This window comes from Micromonospora sp. NPDC005298 (genome assembly GCF_040607375.1).
GTDB lineage: Bacteria > Actinomycetota > Actinomycetes > Mycobacteriales > Micromonosporaceae > Micromonospora.
Window position 1 is genome coordinate 89,370 of sequence record NZ_JBEXGP010000001.1, and the last position, 19,500, is coordinate 108,869.

Annotated in this window: 24 protein-coding genes; 15 read left to right on the forward strand and 9 right to left on the reverse strand. The window is 72.8% G+C overall.

The genetic code is table 11. The features are described 5' to 3' along the window. Window positions 1–54: 54 nt before the first annotated feature. From ABZS77_RS00475 to ABZS77_RS00485, 3 genes are all read left to right on the forward strand, one after another. Entirely contained in the window at window positions 55–1,509 is a 1,455-nt protein-coding gene (locus ABZS77_RS00475; RefSeq protein ID WP_354814915.1) for an ATP-binding protein, read from the forward strand. A 61-nt stretch (window positions 1,510–1,570) separates the two neighbouring features. Beyond that, window positions 1,571–1,987 carry an ATP-binding protein gene (locus ABZS77_RS00480; protein WP_354817041.1) on the forward strand — a complete coding sequence of 139 codons (417 nt, stop codon included), beginning with the start codon at window positions 1,571–1,573 and terminating at the stop codon, window positions 1,985–1,987. A gap of 61 nt (window positions 1,988–2,048) precedes the next feature. Next, window positions 2,049–2,930 carry a DUF5926 family protein gene (locus ABZS77_RS00485; RefSeq protein WP_354814918.1) on the forward strand — a complete coding sequence of 294 codons (882 nt, stop codon included), beginning with the start codon at window positions 2,049–2,051 and terminating at the stop codon, window positions 2,928–2,930. A gap of 15 nt (window positions 2,931–2,945) precedes the next feature. On the opposite strand, the gene ABZS77_RS00490 is transcribed toward ABZS77_RS00485, so the two are convergent. Then, entirely contained in the window at window positions 2,946–4,163 is a 1,218-nt protein-coding gene (locus ABZS77_RS00490) for an arginine deiminase (RefSeq protein ID WP_354814921.1), read from the reverse strand. 167 nt (window positions 4,164–4,330) lie between these two features. On the opposite strand from ABZS77_RS00490, the gene ABZS77_RS00495 reads away from it, so the two are divergent. The 5 genes from ABZS77_RS00495 (at window position 4,331) to pheA (ending at window position 7,789) form a co-directional block, all read left to right on the forward strand. Continuing rightward, window positions 4,331–5,071, forward strand: coding sequence for a hypothetical protein (locus ABZS77_RS00495; protein ID WP_354814924.1), 741 nt, complete (start codon window positions 4,331–4,333; stop codon window positions 5,069–5,071). 166 nt (window positions 5,072–5,237) lie between these two features. Next, window positions 5,238–5,696 carry a hypothetical protein gene (locus ABZS77_RS00500; RefSeq protein WP_354814927.1) on the forward strand — a complete coding sequence of 153 codons (459 nt, stop codon included), beginning with the start codon at window positions 5,238–5,240 and terminating at the stop codon, window positions 5,694–5,696. 75 nt (window positions 5,697–5,771) lie between these two features. Beyond that, complete coding sequence (locus ABZS77_RS00505) at window positions 5,772–6,161, forward strand: ACT domain-containing protein (protein WP_354814930.1); 390 nt, start codon at window positions 5,772–5,774, stop codon at window positions 6,159–6,161. Between the two features lie 133 nt (window positions 6,162–6,294). Beyond that, window positions 6,295–6,822, forward strand: coding sequence for a hypothetical protein (locus tag ABZS77_RS00510; RefSeq protein WP_354814933.1), 528 nt, complete (start codon window positions 6,295–6,297; stop codon window positions 6,820–6,822). 10 nt (window positions 6,823–6,832) lie between these two features. Then, window positions 6,833–7,789 (forward strand): prephenate dehydratase, encoded by a 957-nt coding sequence (gene pheA / locus ABZS77_RS00515; protein ID WP_354814936.1) that lies wholly within the window; start codon window positions 6,833–6,835, stop codon window positions 7,787–7,789. Between the two features lie 55 nt (window positions 7,790–7,844). Here the strand turns inward: pheA and ABZS77_RS00520 are convergent, their stop codons facing one another. The 3 genes from ABZS77_RS00520 to ABZS77_RS00530 form a co-directional block, all read right to left on the reverse strand. Next, window positions 7,845–8,567, reverse strand: a complete 723-nt coding sequence (locus tag ABZS77_RS00520; protein WP_196920294.1) for an AIM24 family protein — start codon at window positions 8,565–8,567, stop codon at window positions 7,845–7,847. Between the two features lie 96 nt (window positions 8,568–8,663). Beyond that, window positions 8,664–9,011 carry a metallopeptidase family protein gene (locus ABZS77_RS00525; RefSeq protein ID WP_354817044.1) on the reverse strand — a complete coding sequence of 116 codons (348 nt, stop codon included), beginning with the start codon at window positions 9,009–9,011 and terminating at the stop codon, window positions 8,664–8,666. A 154-nt stretch (window positions 9,012–9,165) separates the two neighbouring features. Then, window positions 9,166–9,597: an OsmC family protein gene (locus tag ABZS77_RS00530; protein WP_354814939.1), complete on the reverse strand. Its 432-nt coding sequence runs from the start codon at window positions 9,595–9,597 to the stop codon at window positions 9,166–9,168. A 131-nt stretch (window positions 9,598–9,728) separates the two neighbouring features. On the opposite strand from ABZS77_RS00530, the gene ABZS77_RS00535 reads away from it, so the two are divergent. The 3 genes from ABZS77_RS00535 to ABZS77_RS00545 all read left to right on the forward strand — a co-directional run bounded on the left by ABZS77_RS00535 (window position 9,729) and on the right by ABZS77_RS00545 (window position 12,220). Further along, the gene (locus ABZS77_RS00535; protein ID WP_354814942.1) at window positions 9,729–10,448 is read left to right on the forward strand and encodes a hypothetical protein; all 720 of its coding nucleotides are present in this window, start codon (window positions 9,729–9,731) and stop codon (window positions 10,446–10,448) included. Between the two features lie 138 nt (window positions 10,449–10,586). Beyond that, the gene (locus tag ABZS77_RS00540; protein ID WP_354814945.1) at window positions 10,587–11,408 is read left to right on the forward strand and encodes an HAD family hydrolase; all 822 of its coding nucleotides are present in this window, start codon (window positions 10,587–10,589) and stop codon (window positions 11,406–11,408) included. Then, on the forward strand, window positions 11,408–12,220 hold the full coding sequence (locus ABZS77_RS00545) for an HAD family hydrolase (protein WP_354814948.1): 813 nt from the start codon (window positions 11,408–11,410) through the stop codon (window positions 12,218–12,220). The genes ABZS77_RS00540 and ABZS77_RS00545 overlap by 1 nt, the downstream gene beginning before the upstream one ends. 2 nt (window positions 12,221–12,222) lie before the next feature. On the opposite strand, the gene ABZS77_RS00550 is transcribed toward ABZS77_RS00545, so the two are convergent. Next, entirely contained in the window at window positions 12,223–12,825 is a 603-nt protein-coding gene (locus tag ABZS77_RS00550) for a bacterial proteasome activator family protein (protein ID WP_354814951.1), read from the reverse strand. A gap of 83 nt (window positions 12,826–12,908) precedes the next feature. On the opposite strand from ABZS77_RS00550, the gene ABZS77_RS00555 reads away from it, so the two are divergent. Together ABZS77_RS00555 and ABZS77_RS00560 are read left to right on the forward strand one after the other, a co-directional pair. Then, window positions 12,909–13,706, forward strand: a complete 798-nt coding sequence (locus tag ABZS77_RS00555) for an alpha/beta hydrolase (protein WP_354814954.1) — start codon at window positions 12,909–12,911, stop codon at window positions 13,704–13,706. A gap of 82 nt (window positions 13,707–13,788) precedes the next feature. Then, window positions 13,789–14,976 carry an ABC transporter substrate-binding protein gene (locus ABZS77_RS00560; protein WP_354814957.1) on the forward strand — a complete coding sequence of 396 codons (1,188 nt, stop codon included), beginning with the start codon at window positions 13,789–13,791 and terminating at the stop codon, window positions 14,974–14,976. Between the two features lie 75 nt (window positions 14,977–15,051). Here the strand turns inward: ABZS77_RS00560 and ddaH are convergent, their stop codons facing one another. Beyond that, complete coding sequence (gene ddaH, locus ABZS77_RS00565; protein ID WP_354814960.1) at window positions 15,052–15,924, reverse strand: dimethylargininase; 873 nt, start codon at window positions 15,922–15,924, stop codon at window positions 15,052–15,054. A 20-nt stretch (window positions 15,925–15,944) separates the two neighbouring features. Between ddaH and ABZS77_RS00570 the strand changes: the two genes are divergently transcribed. Both ABZS77_RS00570 and ABZS77_RS00575 read left to right on the forward strand, forming a co-directional pair. Beyond that, on the forward strand, window positions 15,945–16,406 hold the full coding sequence (locus ABZS77_RS00570; RefSeq protein ID WP_354814963.1) for an Lrp/AsnC family transcriptional regulator: 462 nt from the start codon (window positions 15,945–15,947) through the stop codon (window positions 16,404–16,406). Between the two features lie 60 nt (window positions 16,407–16,466). After that, window positions 16,467–17,423: a zinc-binding dehydrogenase gene (locus ABZS77_RS00575; protein ID WP_354814966.1), complete on the forward strand. Its 957-nt coding sequence runs from the start codon at window positions 16,467–16,469 to the stop codon at window positions 17,421–17,423. Here ABZS77_RS00575 and ABZS77_RS00580 read toward each other — a convergent pair. Genes ABZS77_RS00580 through ABZS77_RS00590 form a run of 3 tightly spaced genes read right to left on the reverse strand, consistent with a single transcriptional unit; the run spans window position 17,420 to window position 19,452 of the window. Beyond that, window positions 17,420–18,517, reverse strand: coding sequence for a hypothetical protein (locus ABZS77_RS00580; RefSeq protein WP_354814969.1), 1,098 nt, complete (start codon window positions 18,515–18,517; stop codon window positions 17,420–17,422). The genes ABZS77_RS00575 and ABZS77_RS00580 overlap by 4 nt on opposite strands. A gap of 51 nt (window positions 18,518–18,568) precedes the next feature. Then, window positions 18,569–18,853 carry a DUF6457 domain-containing protein gene (locus ABZS77_RS00585; RefSeq protein WP_354814972.1) on the reverse strand — a complete coding sequence of 95 codons (285 nt, stop codon included), beginning with the start codon at window positions 18,851–18,853 and terminating at the stop codon, window positions 18,569–18,571. Then, window positions 18,850–19,452: an NTP transferase domain-containing protein gene (locus ABZS77_RS00590; RefSeq protein WP_354814975.1), complete on the reverse strand. Its 603-nt coding sequence runs from the start codon at window positions 19,450–19,452 to the stop codon at window positions 18,850–18,852. The genes ABZS77_RS00585 and ABZS77_RS00590 overlap by 4 nt, the downstream gene beginning before the upstream one ends. Window positions 19,453–19,500: the final 48 nt, after the last annotated feature.

Below are 19,500 nucleotides of genomic sequence, written 5' to 3' on the forward strand. Positions count from 1 at the left end.
CGGCACCGACCGGCGGGGGTGCCCAAACGCGCGCCGACGGGGCAGACTCGGCCCATGCCGGAGCGAATCGACTTCCCCGCTCTCATCGCCGGCCACACCGTCGTCATCGAAATGATCAACTCTGGTGACGCGGGCCTGCCGGTCCTCACCCAGCTGCTCCGGGTGGCCCAGCCGGCACTCGAGGCGAGCGGGATGGCCTTCGTCGAGTTCGGCCCGACCGGCGGCCGGGTGATCGCCGCGACCGGCGCGGCGGAGTGGGCCCTCGGCCGCCCGCTGACGGTCGACGACCCGGACACCGTCTGCCTGCTCTCCGGCCCCCGGGTACGCCAGGTCCGGGTGGCGGACCTCAGCGGCAAACTGAGCGGCGAGCTAGCCGGCAGCGGCCTGCGCCGGATGGTGGTGTCCCGGGCCGAGATCGGCGGGCACACCGTCGGCAGCCTGCACGCGTTCTACCCGGACGACGACGAGCAGGGAGCCGAGCGGCAGGGCGTGGTCGCCTACCTCGCCTCCTGCGTCGGGCACATGTACGGCGATCAGACCGGCCTTCCGGTGCACGGCGACGGTCCGGTCGTGGCGGCGCTCGCCGACGGGCTGGCCGTGGTCGACCGGGACGGCCACGTACGCCTCTGGAACCCGGCCGCCGCGCAGGTCACCGGCCGTTCCGCCGAGCAGGCGCTGAGCCGTCCGCTGCCGCTCCCGCTGCCACCGTCCGGCCAGGTCCGGGACCACCGGCTGCCGGACGGGCGCTGGCTGCGGATCACCTCCGGCGAGCTGCCCGGCCCGGGCGCCCTGCGGGTGGTCACCTTCCGCGACATCACCGACCAGCAGCGCCGGGACCACGACCGCGACCTGTTCGTCGCGGTGACCAGCCACGAGCTGCGCACGCCGGTCACCGTGATCAAGGGGTACGCGGACACGCTCACCGACCACTGGGAGTCGCTGACCGAGGCGGACCGACGACAGGCCGCCCGGGTGATCGGGCAGCGGGCCAACGAGCTGGCCCGGCTCGTCGACCGGCTGCTCTCCTCGGCTGCCGAGGCGGGGCCGGGCGACGACCCGCCCACCCCGTTCGACCTCGGTGAGGCGCTTCGCGCCGCCGTCGACGACCTGCCGGCCGAGCTGCGCCACCGCCTGGTGCTGCGTCTCCCGTCCGGCCTGCCCAAGGCGCTGGGTCACCGCCCCAGCCTCACCACCGTGCTGACCGAGCTGGCCACGAACGCCGGCAAGTACTCGCCCCCGGACTCCCCCATCGAGATCACCGCGGGCGTCGACGGTCAGCTTGTGGCGTTCCGGGTCAGTGACCGGGGTATCGGCATCCGCCCCGACCACGTGGAGCGGGCGTTCGACCGGTTCTGGCAGGGGGAGTCCGGCGACCGGCGCGGATACCCCGGCGCCGGTCTCGGGCTCTATCTCGTCCGCCGGATCGTTGAACAACAGAATGGATGGGTATCCCTACGTCCGAGGACCGGCGGCGGTACGGTCGCAGAGGTGCGGCTACCGCGCGGTTGACCAGCGGTGGCCCGACGTGGAGGCGACGGTGGCAGCGGCAGTGAGCGAACGGGCCTGGTGCGTGGTGGTTCCGCACCACCCCGCCGGGGCGCGGTTGGCCCGGCACCGGCTCGCCGACGAGCTGGGTGCCGTCGTACCCCCGGCTCTCCTCGCGGATCTGATCGCGGTCCTCGCCGAACTGGTGGGCAACGCGGTGCGCCACGCCCGGCCGCTGCCCGGCGGCGTGGTCCGGGTGGCCTGGCGGTTGCGGTCGTCGCTGGAGGGTCCGCGGATCCAGTTGCGGGTGACCGACGGCGGCGCAGTCGGCGGTCCACGGCTGCGCACGGCCAGCCCGGACGCGGCGGACGGGCGCGGCCTGCACATCGTCGCCGGCCTGGCCACCCGCTGGGGCGTCGAGCGCGACGGCATGGGCCAGCGCGTCTGGGCGGAGTTCGACCCGACCCCCACGACCCGATCGGACCTGGTGGCGGCGGGCTGAACGTCGCGGCGAGGCGGGTCCGGCCCACGACGAGCCGGCCGGGCCTCTAGGCTGTGACGCCGTGAGCAAGCGTCGAAAGAGCCAGCGCGCCGACACCGCCCCCCGCCGGGACAAGGTGCGGGACGTCTTCGTCCCGCGACCGTTCGAGGGGCTGGTCGACGAGCCCGAGTGGATCGCGCTGCGCGAGCTGGTGCCCGCCGCGTCGGCGCCGCTGCGCCTGACGCCCGCCCTGATCGAGGAGTTCGGCGACCGGCCCGCCACGCTGGCCACCGTGCTGCCGATGGCCGCCCCGGCGATGACCAAGCCGGACGGCCGGGTGTTGATCGGTCTGCAACGCCACCAGCAGTCCGGCGACGTCTCGCGGGACCTGGCCGAGGCGCTGCTGTGCGCGTTGCGGACCGAGCCGGGCGACCAGGTGGCCGTTCCGCCGCTGCCCGGCCCCGGCCCCCGACTTCAGGACATCCTGGTGGACGGCCCACTGGAGATCAGCATGCACGATGGGTTCGAGTTCTGGCTCGACCCCGGCGCGGCGGACGACCCGACCGTCCAGGCGTCCCTGGAGCGGGCGAACGCGGCCATCTACCCGACGGTGCGGCTCAGCGCGGCGAAGGCCGCCTACTGGTGCCAGGTCCCGGAGAAGGCCCACGTGCGCTGGGTGCTGCCGGAGGACGAGGACGCCGCCCTGGACGCGCTGGCCCGCCTCGGCGCGGCCGGCGCGCTGACGCTCGGCGAGCAGACCAAGTTCGCCGGCATGTTCCGCGCGCACGGTCGCCTGGTGCCGGTCTGGGATCTGCCGGAGGAGACCCCGGCGACCGACTGGGAGGACCCGGTCGCGCAGTTCGCCAAGCGGTACGCCGAGGCCCTCGCCGCCACCGACCCGCTGGACGCCGCCGGCCGGCGCGCCCGGCAGGGGCTGCTCGGCCGCCAGCTCACCCTGCGCTGAGCGCGGCCGTCCCGCTCACCCGGCCACCGGCAACGGATCACGGGAGATCGGGCAGGACATGCAGCGGGGGCCACCCCGCCCCGAGCCCAGCTCCGATCCGGCGATCGGGATCACCTCGATGCCGGCCCGCTCCAGTTGGGCGTTCGTCTCGGTGTTGCGCTCGTACCCGACGCAGAGCCGGGGCGCCAGGGCGAGGGTGTTGTTGCCGTCGTCCCACTGCTCCCGTTCGGCGGTGACCGGGTCCAGTCCGGTGTCGATGACCCGGAGCTGGTCCAGGTCCATCGCGTCGGCGGCGGCCCGCAGGAACGGCGCCGGGCCGTCCACCCGCGGGTCCTCGCCGTCCGCGCCGGCGATCACCGTGTACGCGGAGAGCGTGCTGGCGATGTTGGGGTACATCAGCACGGCGTCGGAGTCGACCATCGTGCACACGGTGTCCAGGTGCATGGTGGCGCGTTCCTGGGCGATCGGCACCACCAGGATGGTGTGGGCCAGCCCGGCGGCGAATACCTGCCGACCGAGGCGTTCCGCTCCGGCCGGGGTGGTCCGCTCGCCGACGCCGACGGCCAGCACCCCGGGTGCGAGGAGCAGGACGTCCCCGCCCTCCAGGTGCTCCAGCTGCGGCCGGTAGACGAACTCGGTGCCGGCGAAGCGCGGGTGGTGGCGGTAGATGGCGTCGGTGAGGGTGGTCTCGCGGCGGCGGGCCGGCATGGCGAGGCTGGTGACGCCCACCCGGTCGCCGATCCACAGCGACGAGTCCCGGGTGAACAGCAGGTTGGGCAGTGGGTCGATGACGAAGTCGTGCCGGTCCATCAGGGTGTAGACCAGCCCGCCCGGTCGCTCCGAGCTGATCCGCAGCTCCTCGTGGGCAAGGCCGGCGGTGAACACGTCGGCCAGGGCGGCCGGGTCCAGATAGGAGAGGTGGTCGGCGACGCGGGCGCGCAGGGTGTCACCGAGCCGCCGCGAGCGCAGCACCTGCTCGGTGAGTTCGGCACGGGCGTCCGCCACGGCCAGCGTCTCGGTCAGCAGGGTCGCCAGGTAGAGCACCTCGACGCCGCGTTCGCGCAGCGCGGCGGCGAACGCGTCGTGCTCCTCCTGGGCGCGTCCCACCCAGGGGATCGCGTCGAACAGGAGCGAGTCGTTGTTTCGGGGGGTGAGCCGGGCCAGTTCCGGTCCGGGCCGGTGCAGCAGTACGGTGCCGAGCCGGCCGACTTCGCTGTCGACGTAGTGGGTCACTCCCGCAGCGTAGGGCAGGGTTTGGCGGCATCCGAGAAAAGAACTGTGGATGAATATGGCATTCATCCGTACTCACTCCGGCGCTCCGGCTTGCCGAACACCGGGAGTGACAACGTAGGGTAGTGAGGACATAACTTCGAGGGACCTTTTGCCGGAGGTCGACGACGATGACTGTCTTTCCCGCACGACGAGCCGTACCGTCCGCTCGGGCACTGCCGCCCGTGGCGGTGCCCCACCCTCGGGTCGAGTCGACCGGGGCTCTCGCGCCGATCCGTCCGACACCGCTCGAATGGGCCCGTCGTCGTCGGGCCGAGCGGGGTGCCCGGCGGCTGGAGGCGGCCGGTGCACGGGCGCTCGGCCAACTCGACCACCTCGGGCCAGCCTGGCACGTGATCGAGTGGCCCCGCACCGATGTGGCGGACGCCCTACTCGACCGCACCCAGGACGACCGGGCCGGGTTCCTCGCCATCGGGCCGAGCGGCCTGTTCGCGGTGACCATCGCCGACCACGGCCGGGCCCGCGTGCTCGTCGCCGGGGACGTGGTGCAGATCAACGGCAAGCGGCCGCCGTACGTGGCCGAGGCCCGCCGGGACGCCAAGCGCGCCAGCAAGGCCCTGTCGGACGCCGTGGGGCTGCCCGTCCCGGTCACGCCGGTGCTGACGTTCGTCGGCTCCGGCGTGATCAGCGTCTACGGCCTGCCGAAGGACTGTCTGATGGCCACCCACCGGGAGCTGGACCGGCTCCTCGTGGCCGGCGGCAGCCGGATCAGCCCGGCCACCGCCGAAAAGCTGTCCCGGGTGGCACAACACCCCGGGACCTGGCTGAACGGCACGTACCGTCCAACGGCCGACTACCGGTGGTACGAGGAGGGCCGAACGGCCGCTGACAAGCCGGCCCACCACCGGTAACGTCACCGGCGACGCCACGCGGCTCCGGTCCCCCCGTTCACCCACCGGCTCCCGCGCCGTCACCGGCCGTCTCGGCTCAGTCGAGTGGTCGGCGACCCGGTGCGCTCGGTGGTTCTGTCGGTGACCCGCTAGCGTGGACAGTCCGTCGGTGTACATAGGAGGCTCGGTGGCCCACGTCGAACTTTCGCTCTCGGAAGTGTTCGTGCCAGCGGCGCGGGCCTCGACAGAGCCGGAGTTCGACAACTTCGGCCAGTGGTCCTCCACGGTGTGCCGCGCCGACGAGCCCTGCCTGCTGATCGATGCCGACACCCGGGTCGTGGCGATCTCCACGGCCGGCTGCGAGCTGCTCTGCCTGGGCGAACCGGACGGCCTGATCGGGCGGCCGCTGCTCGACGGCGGGCTGCGCCTACTCGACTTCACCGCCAACCGGGGCGAGCTGACCGAGGCCGAGATCGACAAGATCCCGCCCCTGCTGGCGCTCTCCTCCGGTCGACTCGCCCGCGGGCTGCTCCGGGTGCAGGCCGCCTCGGCGGGCAGCTCCGACGCGACAGTCGACGCGATCTCCACGCCGGTGCACGCGCACGGCGGCGTGGCCGGCTCCCTCACCTTCTTCTCCGAGGTCTGACCTGCGGCGGAGTGTGTCCTTCGCCGCACGCGACAATGCTGGGGCGCGTCCGCACCGAGACCGTAGGGTGCCCTCATGCTCGATATCGCTCTCCTGCCGGGGGAGTACGCCGTGTGCCGCCTGGCCGCCGACGCCGCCCTGCCAGCAGAGCTGTCGAACGGGCTGGGCCGCGCCGACGTGGTCACCGTGAGCTGGACCGCCGACGGGATCTCGGTGATCTGCCCGGCCGACCGGGTGCCCGAGCGGGCCGTGGTGGAGACGGCGTGGCGCTGCCTACGGGTCGCCGGCCCGGCGGACCTGCCCAGCACCGGCACACTTGCCGCGCTCGTCGACCCGCTCGCCGAGGCCCGGGTCAGCGTGGTCACCTTCTCCACGTTCGACACCGACTACGTGCTGGTGCCGGCCGTCCGGCTGGGCGAGGGCAGGGCCGCGCTGGAGCGAGCCGGGCACCGCGTCCTCGGCTGAGCTTCACCCGGCCGGCCGCTCCCCCTACGATGGGCTCGGCCACCCCCGGCCGCGAAGAATTCTCCGATGTCCCGAGGATCGGCCCGTGCCGTTCACCCCGTACCCCCGCGCGTCGCCCACCCGGTCGCGGACGATGACGCACGCTGTACTGCCGGCGCTCACTCTGCTCGTCATCGCCGCGTCGGCCGGCTGCGGCGCCCCACCCGAGCTACGGGCCCCGGACACGCCGCCCACCACCACCGGATCCCCCACTCCGGCCCCGACGCGTACCCCCGGCGCCACGCCCAGCACCGCGCCGTCCGTCCCGGCCTTCCGCACCCCGTCGGCCACCCCGGACGCCGGACTGGTCGCGGCGCCCTGCCGGAACGGGCCGACCGGGCAGCGGGTCGTGCAACTGCTGCGCGGCCGGGCCGGCGTGCTCCCACCCGACGTGCGGGTCCAGGTCCGCACCGGGCCGCTCTGCGCCGCCGACTGGCAGTACACGGTGGTGGAGGTGACCGGCCACGAGGAGCTCCAGGTCGTCACCCGGGGCCGGCCGGCCGCGCCGGAACTGGTCACCGCCGGCACCGACGTGTGCACCATCGAGGTACGCGCCACCGGGCCGGCCGGCATCCGGACACTCGCCTGCGACGCCGGCCCGGCCATCGGGCCAGGTGCGTAGGCTGGTCGACATGCCGGGAACACCACCGACGCGCTTCGTCTACCTCGGTCCGGAGGGCACCTTCGCCGAGCAGGCCCTGCGCACCGTCCCCGCCGCCGAACGCGGCACCCGTACGCCCGCCCGCAGCGTCGGGGAGGCGTTGGACCACGTCCGGGCGGGGGACGCCGACGCCGCTCTGGTGCCACTGGAGAACTCGATCGGCGGTGCGGTGGGCGTCACCCTCGACGAGATGGCCGAGGGCGAGCCTCTGGTGATCACCCGGGAGGTGGTCCTGCCTGTGGAGTTCGTGCTCGGTGCCCGGCCGGGCACCTCGCTCACATCGGTCCGCGTCGTCGCGGCCCATCCGCAGGCGTCCAACCAGTGCCGTGGCTGGCTGCGCGACCACCTGCCCGACGCGGTGGTGGTGGACGTGCTCTCCAACGGCGCGGCGGCCGCCGGCGCCGGGTCCGGCGAGTACGACGCGGCGATCTGCGCGCCGATCGGGGCGACCCGGCACCGGCTCACCGTGCTCGCCGACAAGATCGCCGACCATCCGGACGCGGTCACCCGGTTCGCCCTGGTGGCGCGTCCCGGGCCACCCCCGCCGCCGACCGGCGACGATCTCACCTCGCTGGCCGTCTACATCGCCCACGACCGGGTCGGCGCGCTGCTGTCGGTGCTGATGGAGCTGGCCGTACGGGGGGTCAACCTGACCCGGATCGAGTCCCGGCCCACCGGTGAGGCGCTCGGCCGGTACGTCTTCTTCCTGGACTGCACCGGCCACGTGGCCGACGTACGGCTCGGCGAGGCGTTGCAGGGGCTGCGCCGGGTCTGCGCCGACGTCCGCTTCCTGGGCTCGTACCCCCGGCACCGCTGGACGCAGACGGCGGCCGAGCGGCCGGTGCCGGCCCCGGCGGGCCTGTCCGACACCGACTACGCCGACGCGGCGGCCTGGCTGGCCCGGCTGCGCACCGGCGAGTTGACCTGACCGCACAGACGCGGGCGTCCCCGGTGACGACCCGGGAACGCCCGCACCGGCGTGCTCAGCTCAGCAGACCGCCGAGCAGACCGCCCTCCTGCTGCTGCTGACCGCTGCCCAGGACCGGCGGCTCCTCGGACGGCTGGACCACCACGAAGCCCTGGCCGGCGAAGCTCATCGTGAACGACTCGCCGGTACGACGGCCCAGCAGCGTGCCGAGGCCGAGCTGCTCGGCCCGGTGGTAGCCGGTCTGGAGGTTCGCCGACCAGCAGACGGCGGCCTGCGGGTCGACGTACGTGGGCGCGTCCACGTTGAGCACCACGGGCGTGCCCTTGGTGGTGATGGCGATCCGGCCGTAGCCGCTGAACACGCAGTTGAACAGACCGGACGAGGACGCCATCCCGGCCCCACCGACCATCCTGATGTCGTACTGGAGGGTGGAGTCGAAGGCGAGCACGCTGGAACCGTTGATGGAGAGCGCGTCGCCGGGCTCCAGGTCGATGATGTGCACGTCCTTGGCCAGCTCGGCGAGGAAGACGTCACCCTGACCGGAGACCTTCATCAGCGGGACGCCCTCGCCGGTGAGCTTCTGCTTGAGGAACTTGCCGAGCCCGCCCGAGCCCAGCGCCTGGAACTGGACGTTGCCCTGGTAGGCGACCATCGACCCGACCCGGGCCATCGCCTCGCCGTTGAGCTCGATCTTCAACATCTTGGAGTTCTGCAGCCGCATGCCGGGCTGCGCGGACTCCTTCTCCAGATTCTCCGCGGAGAACAGCTCGCTGCGCATGAAAGGGCCTCCTGATCGGTGTCTCGTTGCTGCACCGACGGTAGGCGACCACGGCAACCACGGACCATCAGCCGAGCGGTGCGGTGCGGGCGGGGTTCAGCCCCAGCCCAGCGCGTGCAGGCGCGCGTCGTCGATGCCGAAGTGGTGGGCGATCTCGTGCACCACAGTCACCGCCACCTCGTCGACGACGTCCTCGTCGTTGTCGCAGATCCGCAGGATCGGACGGCGGTAGATGAAGATCCGGTCCGGCAGTACGCCGGCATAGTCCCAGCCGCGATCGGTGAGCGCGTGCCCCTCGTAGAGACCGAGCAGGTCGGACTCGCCCGGCGGCGGGTCGTCCTCGACAAGGATGACCACGTTGTCCATCAGGCCGAGCAGCTCTTCGGGCACCTCGTCGAGGGCTTCGGCGACCAGCTCCTCGAAGCGCTCACGGCTCATCTCCACCGGCACCTCGCCCATTGTGCCCGACGTGGCGGCACCCGGCCGGGGACTGGGGGACGACCGGGACGGGACCGCGCGTCCACGCAGAGGAGAGCGGCCGCCCGTGACCGGGCGGAGGCTCCCTCTTCGTGAACGCGCGGTGTGCGGGTCGTCCGGCTCAGGAAGCCAGGCGCGCGGTGAGGGTGATCTCGGCGCCCGGCGAGAGCAGGCGGGAGATCGGGCAGTTGGCCTTGGCGGCCTCGGCGAGCTTCTGGAACTCCGCGTCGTCGATCCCCGGCACCTGGCCGACGGTCTCCAACTCGATCCGGGTCACGGTCATCCCGGCGTCGGTCTTGTCCAGGTGGACCTTGGCGGTGGTCTCGACCGAGGTGGGGGTCGCGCCGGCGTCGGCGAGAGCCTTGGAGAACGCCATCGAGAAGCAGCCGGAGTGCGCGGCGGCGATCAGCTCCTCCGGGTTGGTGCCCTCGCCCTCCTCGAAGCGCGACTTGAAGGAGTAGTTGCCCGACAGGCCGCCCTTGCCGGTGCGGACGGTGCCGGAGCCCTCGGTGAGGTTGCCCTGCCATTGTGCTGAAGCGGTACGGATTGGCATGAGCAGAACGCTAGCGGAAAGGTGACCGTCGGGCGACCGACCGGCACCGACGCCCGCCCTGCGATTCAGGTCACCGACGGCCGACTGTGCCATGATTCGACGCAGGCCCGTGACCGGCGGAGGGATGGCCGATGTCCGAGGAGCTGCCCATCCCCCGGCAGGGCGACCCGCCCGACGGCCCGGCCGTGATCGAGTGGGGCGCCGACGATCCGGCGCCGACCCGGCGGTTCGGCCGGTCCCTGGCCGGTCTCACCCGGGATCCCCGGCTTCCGCTGCTGGTCGCCGGGCTGGGGGCGGTCGCGGGTGTCGCGTCGATGGTCGGCGAGTGGCTGGTCATGACCCTGCCCAACGGCGGCCCGGAGGGGAACAGCTCGATCGAGGTGCCCGCTGGCGTGTCCGAGATCGGCGGTTTCGGAATCGGCTATCTGGTCGGGCTGCTCCTGCTGGTCTGCACCGTGGCGCTGGCGCTGCGGGGCACGGCGGCCGTCCGGCAGAACGCCCGACTGGCGGGGCTCACCCTGACCGGCGCTCTGCTGGCGTTGCTGATCGCGGCCACGGCGACACTCAACGATCCCGGCCAGCGGAACTTCTTCTACTCGCCGCAGGACGGCTTCCGGGCCGAGTACGGCCGGGGCCTGGTGATGGCGTTCGTCGCCTGCGTCCTGTTCGGGGTGGCCCTGCGGCTGACGCCAGGCACGCCCGTGCCGGACGACCCGTCCACGGACGAGACGGCGCGGCTCTGGCCCCGCCGCCGCCACCGCGACGAGGTCGAGGACGAGGCCGGCCTCACCGGCCCCGCCGACCTGACCGTGACCCCTGCGGCCCCCTTCGCCCGCCCGGAGAACACCTGACCCCGCACCGGGTCCGATTCGCCGGGAAGCCATGGTTGGCGACCGTTTCGCGAGGTACGGTTGCTGCCCGCCGTCACGCCGGGTCTCTGCACCAGGACCGCACGGCTGGCTGCGACGGCGGCGGGCGAAGGAGGAACGATGACCCGCCCGGGACTACCCAAGCTGATCGCCACCGACCTCGACGGGACGCTCGTCCGCAGCGATGACACCGTCTCCGCGTACACCCACGGGGTGCTCGACCGGGTGCGGGCCGCCGGAATTCCGGTGGTCGGCGCGACCGGCCGCGGCCCGCGGTTGACCGAACTGACCCGCAACGACATCCGGGCCGCCGACTTCCTGGTGATGGCCGGCGGTGGTCGGGTCGTCGACCAGAGCGACCCGACCGGCCCGGTGGTGCTGCGCGACGAGCGGCTGCCCGCCGAGGTGCTGGCCCGGCTGCTCACCGACCTGGAGGCCGAGGTCGGCCCGCTCACCGTCATGGTCGAGGCGTCCGACGAGCACGACGCGCCTCTCTGGGGCGACTACCACGAGAGCTGGCCCTACCAGGACCGGTTCGAGGCACGCACCCGCGACGAGTGCCTCTCCTGCGACGTGATCAAGGCGTTCGCCCGGACCGCCGACCACCACGTGGACGAGTTGCTGGCGGTGGCCCGGCGGATCATCCCGCCGCAGGTCGCCACGCTCACCCAGGCAGGGCTCGGCTTCGTGGAGATCTGCCCGCCCGGCGTGGACAAGGCGACCGGGCTGACCGTGGTGGCGCAGAGCCTCGGGGTGGACCCGGCCGACGTCCTGGTCTTCGGTGACATGCCCAACGACCTGCCGATGTTCGAGTGGGCCGGCTGGTCCCGGGTGGCGGTCGCCAACGCGCACCCTGCCCTGCGCACCGCCGCCGACGAGGTGACCCTGCGAAACGACGACGACGGAGTGGCCGTCTACCTGGACCGGCTACTGTCCCGGTGATGGGAGAGACGCCCCGCCTGATCGCCACCGACATCGACGGCACCCTGATCCGCGACGACCACACGGTGAGCCCGCGCACCGCCGACCTGATCGCGCGGATCTCCGCGCGCGGCACGCCGGTCGTGCTGGTCACCGGCCGCCCGGTCCGCTGGCTCAAGATGGTGTACGACCAGCTCGCCGAGCCACTGCCGGCGGTCTGCGCCAACGGCGCCGTGGTCTACGACCCGTTCGCCGACGAGGTGGTGCGGGCCGATCCGCTCGCACCGCAGCACCTGGCGGAGGTGGCCCGGCGGCTGCGCGCCGAGGTGCCCGGCATCAGCTTCGCCGTGGAGATCCTGGACAGCCGGGAGATGCGGCACGAGGCGCACTACCCGCTGCGCTGGGACGCCGACGCCGACGGCATCCGGCCGGTCGAGACGCCCGAGGAGCTGCTCTCGGCGCCGGCGGTGAAGCTGCTGGCCCGAGCCGGCGAACAGGACCCGGATGCCTTCGCCGAGCTGATCGCCGCGGCGGTGGCGGGGCTGGCCGAGGCGACGCACTCGTCGTCGTCCGGGCTCGTGGAGATCTCCGCCGCCGGGGTCACCAAGGCCGCCGGTCTGGCGTGGTACTGCGAACGGCTCGGGATCGCCGCCGAGGACGTGCTGGCCTTCGGCGACATGCCCAACGACGTACCGATGCTGACCTGGGCCGGGCGGGGTGTGGCGGTGGCCAACGCGCACCGCGCCGTCCTGGCGGTCGCCGACGAGGTGACGACGGCGAACACCGAGGACGGCGTGGCGGCGTACCTGGAGAAGGTCTTCGGGGTGGGCTGAGCTCAGAGGTACTGGCCGGTGTTGTGACCCTCGCCACCGCCGGGCTGGCCGATGCCCGGCATCCCCGGCACGACACCGCCGGGGCCGCTGGGCAGTGCCTGCCGGCCGCCGCGCATCTGCTCCAACTGGACCCGGGCGGCCATCTGCTGGGCGACCAGGGCCGCCTGGATGCCGTGGAACAGGCCCTCCAGCCAGCCGACGAGCTGCGCGTGCGCGATCCGCAGCTCACCCTCGCTCGGGGCCTGGTCCTCGGTGAAGGGCAGCGAGATGCGTTCCAGCTCGTCGCGCAGTTCGGGCGCGAGGCCCTCCTTGAGCTCGACTATCGACCGCTCGTGGATCTCCCGCATCCGGTTGCGGCTGGCGTCGTCGAGGGGGGCGGCCTTGACCTCCTCCAGGAGCTGCTTGATCATGCTGCCGATCCGCATCACCTTGGCCGGCTGCTCGACCAGGCGGGTCGGGTCCTCGCCCTGCCCCTCGTCGGTCTGCATGGTGCCGATGGGTCGGCCGTCCGGCCCGACCACCACCACGGTGCCGGAGTGGCCGGAGTCGTCGGGGCCGGGCTCGTCGTTGTGTCCAGCGGAGCGCGCTTCGGTCATGTGGTCCATCTTTACCCAGCGGGCGTGAGCCATGCCTGCCGGGACCGACTCCGGGGCCGAACCACCCGGGCGGGGCGCGCTACCGTCGCGCCATGCCTGCCGACCCTCGTGCCGTGCTGACCCGGCCCGCCCCGGAGCCCGACCGCACCGTGGCATACGGCGACCACCCGGACCAGGTGGCCGACCTGCGGTTTCCGGCGGGTACCGGACCGGCGCGGCCGCTTGTCGTCGTGGTGCACGGGGGTTTCTGGCGGGTCGGGTACGACAGGCGGCACACCGGTCCGCTCGCCGCCGCGCTCGCCGCGCTCGGGTATCCGGTGGCGCAGCTGGAGTACCGGCGCACCGGGCAGCCCGGCGGTGGCTGGCCGGGCACGCTCACCGACGCGTCGACAGGCATCGCCGCGCTGCCGGAGCTGGCCGCCGAGGCGATGCCCCACCGGGTCGACGGGGCCGCCCCGATCCTGGTGGGGCACTCCGCCGGCGGCCACCTGGCGTTGTACGTGGCGGCCACCGCGCCGGCGACCGTGGGCGGGGTGCTGGCCCTGGCCCCGGTGGCCGACCTGGGCGAGGCGTACCGGCGGGATCTGGACTCGGGCGCGGTGGCGGCGCTGCTCGGGGGCGGCCCGGCCGACGTTCCGGACCGCTACGCGACGGCCGATCCACGGATGTTGGTGCCCATCCGAACACGGACAGTAGTGGTTCATGGTTCGGAGGATCAACAGGTTCCGGTGACGATGAGCCGGGATTTCGTGGCGGCGACCCGTGCCTCTGGATCCGATATTTCCCTTCTTGAACTGCCTGGACAGGAGCATTTCGGGCTGATTGACCCGGAGTCCTCGGCCTGGCCCCGCGTCCTCGATGTGTTGCGGTCCCTGCACGATGATCACTAGCCATTGACGCAGCGTCGCCGAGCAGGTAGAACGCCGGAGGGGCTGTGTGTTCTGCCCTGCAACGCTCCTGGGAAGGAACTCGGTGTCGCAGATGAATCGCAGGCGGGCGCTCCAACTCTTGGCCGCGCTCGGTACCACCGGATTCGCCGCCGGTTGCGGCTCCGACACCGACGCCCAGCCCGCCGCCGACGGGAGCCCGATCAAGATCGGTCTGATCACGCCCCAGGCCGGCGGGTTCAAGAGCATCGGTGACGACATCACCAACGGCTTCCAGCTCTTCCTGGACATGCACAACCAGCGGTTGGGCGGGCACCCGGTCACCCTGCTGACCGCCGACGAGGGTGACAGCGCCAAGACCGGCAAGGCCGCCGTCGACGACCTGCTCAAGCAGGGCGTGCTCGCGCTCACCGGAATCGTCAACTCGGCCGTGATGGTCGGCATCCGGGACACCGTCGAGCAGGCCCGGGTCCCCCTCATCGGCTCCAACGCCTCGCCGAGCAGCCTCCAGAGCGTCTTCTACATCTGGCGGACGTCCTACGTGCTGGACGAGGCCGGCCGGGCGCTGGGCCGCTACCTGCGCGACCACCTGCCCGCCAACGGCCGCGTCGCGATCATCATGCCGGAGAACGTCGGCAGCCCGGACGTGGTGCGAGGCTTCCGCCAGGAGTTCGGCGCCACCGACCCGCGGATCGCCGACCCGGTGACCTACACCACCGCCAACCCCAACCCGGGGAAGACCGCGTTCACGGTCGACATCGACAAGGCGCTGGCCAAGAACCCCACGGCGGTCTTCTGCTTCTACGCCGGAGCCGCCGCGGTGGAGTTCATCAAGCAGCTGCGCGAGGAGTTCTCCGGCCCCGTCTACGCACCCGGCTTCCTCACCGAGGGCACCGTGCTGGAGAACCTGAAGGACAACGCGCTCGGCATCCAGACCGCGCTCAACTACTCGGCCGACCTGAACAACACGTCCAACCGGGTGTTCGCGTCGGCGTACCGCAAGAAGTACCAGATCACCCCGACCACCTACGCCATGGCGTCGTACGACGCGGCGCAGGTGCTCGACCAGGCCATCCAGCTGACCGGCGGCACGCCGACTCCGCAGCAGGTCAACCTGGCGCTCGGCAAGATCGGCCAGATCGACAGCCCGCGCGGGATCTGGCAGTTCAACCAGCCGCGTACCCCGCAGCAGAAGTGGTACCTGCGGGAGGTGCAGCGCGACGGCCAGGTCATGTCGAACGTGCTGATCAACGAGCTGGCCACGCTGGGCTGACCGCCCACACCCACGGCAGCAGGGGCCGGCCTCCCATCGGGAGACCGGCCCCTGGCGTACGCGACGGTCCGTGGATCAGTGCCGTAGTTCGGCGATGCAGCACTTCACGCTGCCGCCGCCCTTCTTCAGCTCACCCAACTCGACCGGGACGGGGTGGTAGCCGGCGGCCTTGAGCTTGCCCGCCAGCCGGGTGGCCTCGCTGTTGAGCACGACGTTCGCACCGTCGCTGACCAGGTTGAGCCCGAACGCCATGGCATCCTCGTCATCCGCGAGCACGGCGTCCGGGAAGAGCTGGGTCAGCACCCGCTGGCTGGCCGCCGAGAACGCTCCGGGGAAGTAGACGACGTTCGAGTCGTCGATGGCGGCGAGCGCCACGTCCAGGTGGTAGAACCGGGGGTCGATCAGGCGCAGCGACACCACCGGCCGACCCAGCGCCTCCTGCGCCTCGGCGTGCGCCGGGACCTCGGTGCGGAAGCCGTGCCCGGCCAGGATCAGGCCGCCGTGCGCCTCCGGCACGTACGCGAAGTCGCCCTCACCCTCGTTGGTCTCGCTCGGGGCGATGAACCGCAGGCCCTGCGCCTCGTAGAAGGCGTGGTGCGCGGCGGCCTCGGCGGCCCGCTGCTCGTGCTTGAAACGGGCGCCGTAGACGCTGCCGTCCACCATGAACGCGCCGTTGGCGGCGTAGACCATGTCCGGCAGGCCCGGCTCGGGGGTGAGCAGGTGCACGTCGTGCCCGAGGCCGACGAGCGTCTCGCGCAGCCGGTCCCACTGCTTGACGGCCAGGTCCCGGTCCACCGGGGTGGTCACGTCCATCCACGGATTGATCGCGTACTCGACCGCGAAGCGCTCGGGCGAGCACATGAGATATGTCCGCTTTCGCGAGACTCGCTGCTGGTTCACGGTCACTAACAGTAGGTACCGTAGAACTTTGGTAACAGCCACAACCATTGCTTCCCAGAGGCGGAACGTTGCAGATTGACGCGGTAGACCAGCGGATCATTGCGTTACTCGTCGCCGACGCCCGTGCGTCGTACGCCGACATCGGCACGCGGGTGTCACTCTCCGCCCCGGCGGTCAAGCGCCGCGTCGACCGACTGCGCGCCACAGGCGTGATCAGGGGATTCACCGCCGTCGTAGATCCGGCCGCCGTCGGTTGGACCACCGAGGCGTTCGTCGAGCTGTTCTGCGCGGGTCGGACCACTCCGGCGCAGATCGGCGTGGCCGCCCGCCGGCACCCGGAGGTGGTCGGCGCGTACACCGTCTCCGGCGAGGCGGACGCGCTGGTGCACCTGCGGGCCGCCGACATCGCCCACCTGGAGGCGGCCCTGGAGCGGCTGCGCGCGGAATCCTTCGTGACCTCCACCCGCAGCACCATCGTCCTGTCCCGGCTGGTCGAGTCCCCGGGCGTCGGCCCGTCCACCGGGGCTTGACCTCAAGCCGCGTTGAGGTGCTGGACTCCTGGCGGCCTGGAACGACGCGAGGGGGACTTCATGCGAGCGATCTGGTTACGTGAGTTCGGTGGGCCGGAGGCGCTGGTGCCCGGCACGGCACCCGACCCGACGCCCGGCCCCGGCCAGGTGTCGATCGACGTCGCCCACGCCAACATCACCTTCATCGAGACCCAGCAGCGCTCCGGCTGGCCCGGCCCGTTCCGGGTCACACCCCCGCTGATCCCCGGCAACGGCGTCGGCGGCGTGATCACGTCCGTCGGGGCGGACGTCGACCCGACGCTGATCGGCCGACAGGTGATCAGCTCCACCGGCGGTTCCGGCGGGTACGCCGAACGCGCGGTCGTGGATGCGTCCGCGCCGTTCGAGGTGCCCACCGGCCTGGCCCTCGACGAGGCGGTGGCCCTGCTGGCCGACGGGCGAACGGCCACCATGCTCGTCGACGGCGTCGGCGTACGCCCCGGCGACCGCGTGCTGGTGGAGGCCGCCGCGGGTGGCGTGGGAAGCCTGCTGGTGCAGTTGGCAACCCGGGCCGGCGCGCGGGTGATCGGCGTCGCCGGCGGAGCACGCAAGGTGGACCTGCTGCCCGGGTTCGGCGCCGAACTGGCCGTCGACTACCGCCGGCCAGGCTGGGCCGAGCGCGTCCGGAACGAGATGGGCGGTGTCGACGTGGTGTTCGACGGCGTCGGCGGGGACGTCGCCGCGACGGCGTTCGACCTGCTGGAACCCGGTGGGCGCATGGCCAGCTACGGGCTGGCCAGCGGCACCTGGTCCCCCGTCACGCCCGAGGCCGCCGCAGCACGACAGGTCACGCTGGTCCGCCCGGACGTGTCACCCGAGCGCCTGCGGGCGTACACCCGGCAGGCCCTCGCCGACGCGGCGGCCGGCCGGCTACGCCCGCTGATCGGCCAACGCTTCCCGCTGGAACGCGCCGCCGACGCGCACGCCGCCATCGAGGCGCGCGCGACGGTCGGCAAGACGCTGTTGGACGTCTCCTAGAGGTACATGCCGGTGCGGTGGTCCGACTCGTCACGGCGGACCGGCTTGTCGCCCTCGCCGAAGAACCGCTTGCCGCCGAACTCGCCGTGCAGCCGGTCGTCCAACTCGTCGGCGAGGCCCGTCATCACCTGCACGGCCAGCATCAGATGCGTCGCCTGGAAGTTGCGGCCGAACACCGGGATCGACGCCCAGACCGTGTCGTCGGCGCAGTACAGCCGCCCGATCGGCATCCGGTTCGTCAGCTCGGAGAGCTTGACGTAGAGCCGCTCGGTCGGCTCCACCTCGGTCAGGACCGGGGAGAAGACGTCCACCAGCGGCGGGTTGTCGCGCACCCGGACGAAGACCATCGCCGAGCCGGCGCGGATGGTGATGTCGCCGTCCGAGTCGATCTGCAACCGGTCGGTGTCCGACTTGAGCATGGTGGACACGACCGTCCGCACCCGCTCGGCCAGGTCGAGCACGTCGTCCCGCTCCACCTGCGCTGCGGCGGCCTCGGCCAGCGCCTCCTCCAGGTCGGCCTCGACGTCGGCGTCCGGGCCGAACTCGCTGCGCGCGGTGCCCAACGCCTCCACGGCCAGCGGCTCGCCCTCGGCGTCGTGCACCAGGTAGACGAGGAACGCCGGGTGCGGGGCACCGTAGACGTCCCGCAACGTCCGGGCGAGCAGCGCGGCGATCCGGGGTGCCTCCGCCGCAGTACCGTCCAGCCCGAACGCGTTGCCCGAACCGGTCACCACACCCGGCGGCGACCAGCCGAGCGCGATCATGTCCGCCACCGCGGCGCGGTCCAGCCGGTAGCCCGCCGGCAGTGCGGCATTTCCGACCGCCCGCGCGGAGAGGCCGCCGGCATCGTCCACGTCCACGCTTATCGAGTAGACGGCGTCCCCCGTACCGGAGGCGGTCGGATCCAGGGTCAGCTCGAGGTGCGCGCCCGCGGGCAGCCCCGGCAGACGTACGGCCAGGGCGCGGGCGAACTCCTGCCACGCCTCGGTCACCTTGGCCCGCAGGTCGGTGCTGCTGGGTTCGTCGAGCAGAATCGATTCCGCCGCTCCGCCAGGCAGCTCACCGTCCGGCGCCGAGGGGTGGTCAGCCGTCATGATCGCCTCCGTCCGTCACGGCCACCCTACCCACGCCGTGCGGCTGTCGAATCAGGCCGGACCGGGATCGGACATCGAGCCGGGGTCGGCGCGGTCGGCACCCAGCTCGACCGGCCAGCCGGCCGCGAGGGCGCTGAGGCGGGCCGCGGCGTCCGCCGGGTCGGCGCCCCGACCCACCGCCAGACCGAGCAGGTACGCGCTGACCGGCGCACCCGGCCGCAGCACCTGGTGGGCGACGTCGCGGGCGACGTCCAGCACCGCCGACACGGGCACCCGGGTCGCGTCCAGGTCCAACTCGGCGCAGGCCGCCGTGACCCAGTCGTCCATGACCGTCATCGCACCCACTCCTCCGCCCGGCGTACGTCCTCGTCAGTGTCGCAGTCGAACCACGGCGGCGGGCCGGTGCCGGCCCAGGGCACCTCCCCGACGAGGAGGCCGCCCAGCAGCGCCCGTACCGACGCCCCGGCCAGGTCGCCGCCACGTTCCGCCGCCAGCCGGTCCAGCCCGGCGCGCAGCGCGGCGACCCGCCACACCCCACACAGCGACTGCCGACGACCGTCGGCGTCGACGAAGCACACCCCGTCGAGCTGCCGCTGTTCGTCGAGGTGGGTCAGCAGCTCGCCGACCGCCGCTCGGGTGAGCAGCGGCAGGTCGGCGGCGAGCAACGCGACCACCGTCGTGTCGGGACCGAGCAGCGCCAGCCCCGCCGCCGCCGCGGCGACCGGTCCCCCACCGGGCGGCGCCTCCCGGGTGACCCGCACACCGGGCGGGACCGACTCGGCCGGCCCGACCAGCACGCGCGGCACCGCGTCGACGACGGCGGCCAGCACCCGGTCACGCATCGACCGGCCGCCGACCGGAAGCGCGGGCTTGTCCACCCCACCCATCCGTCGGGCGGCCCCACCCGCGAGCACCACGACGGCGTACGACCCCATCCGGCCACGGTAGCCGTGCCAGCCTCGGCCGGCGGCCGATGCCGGTGC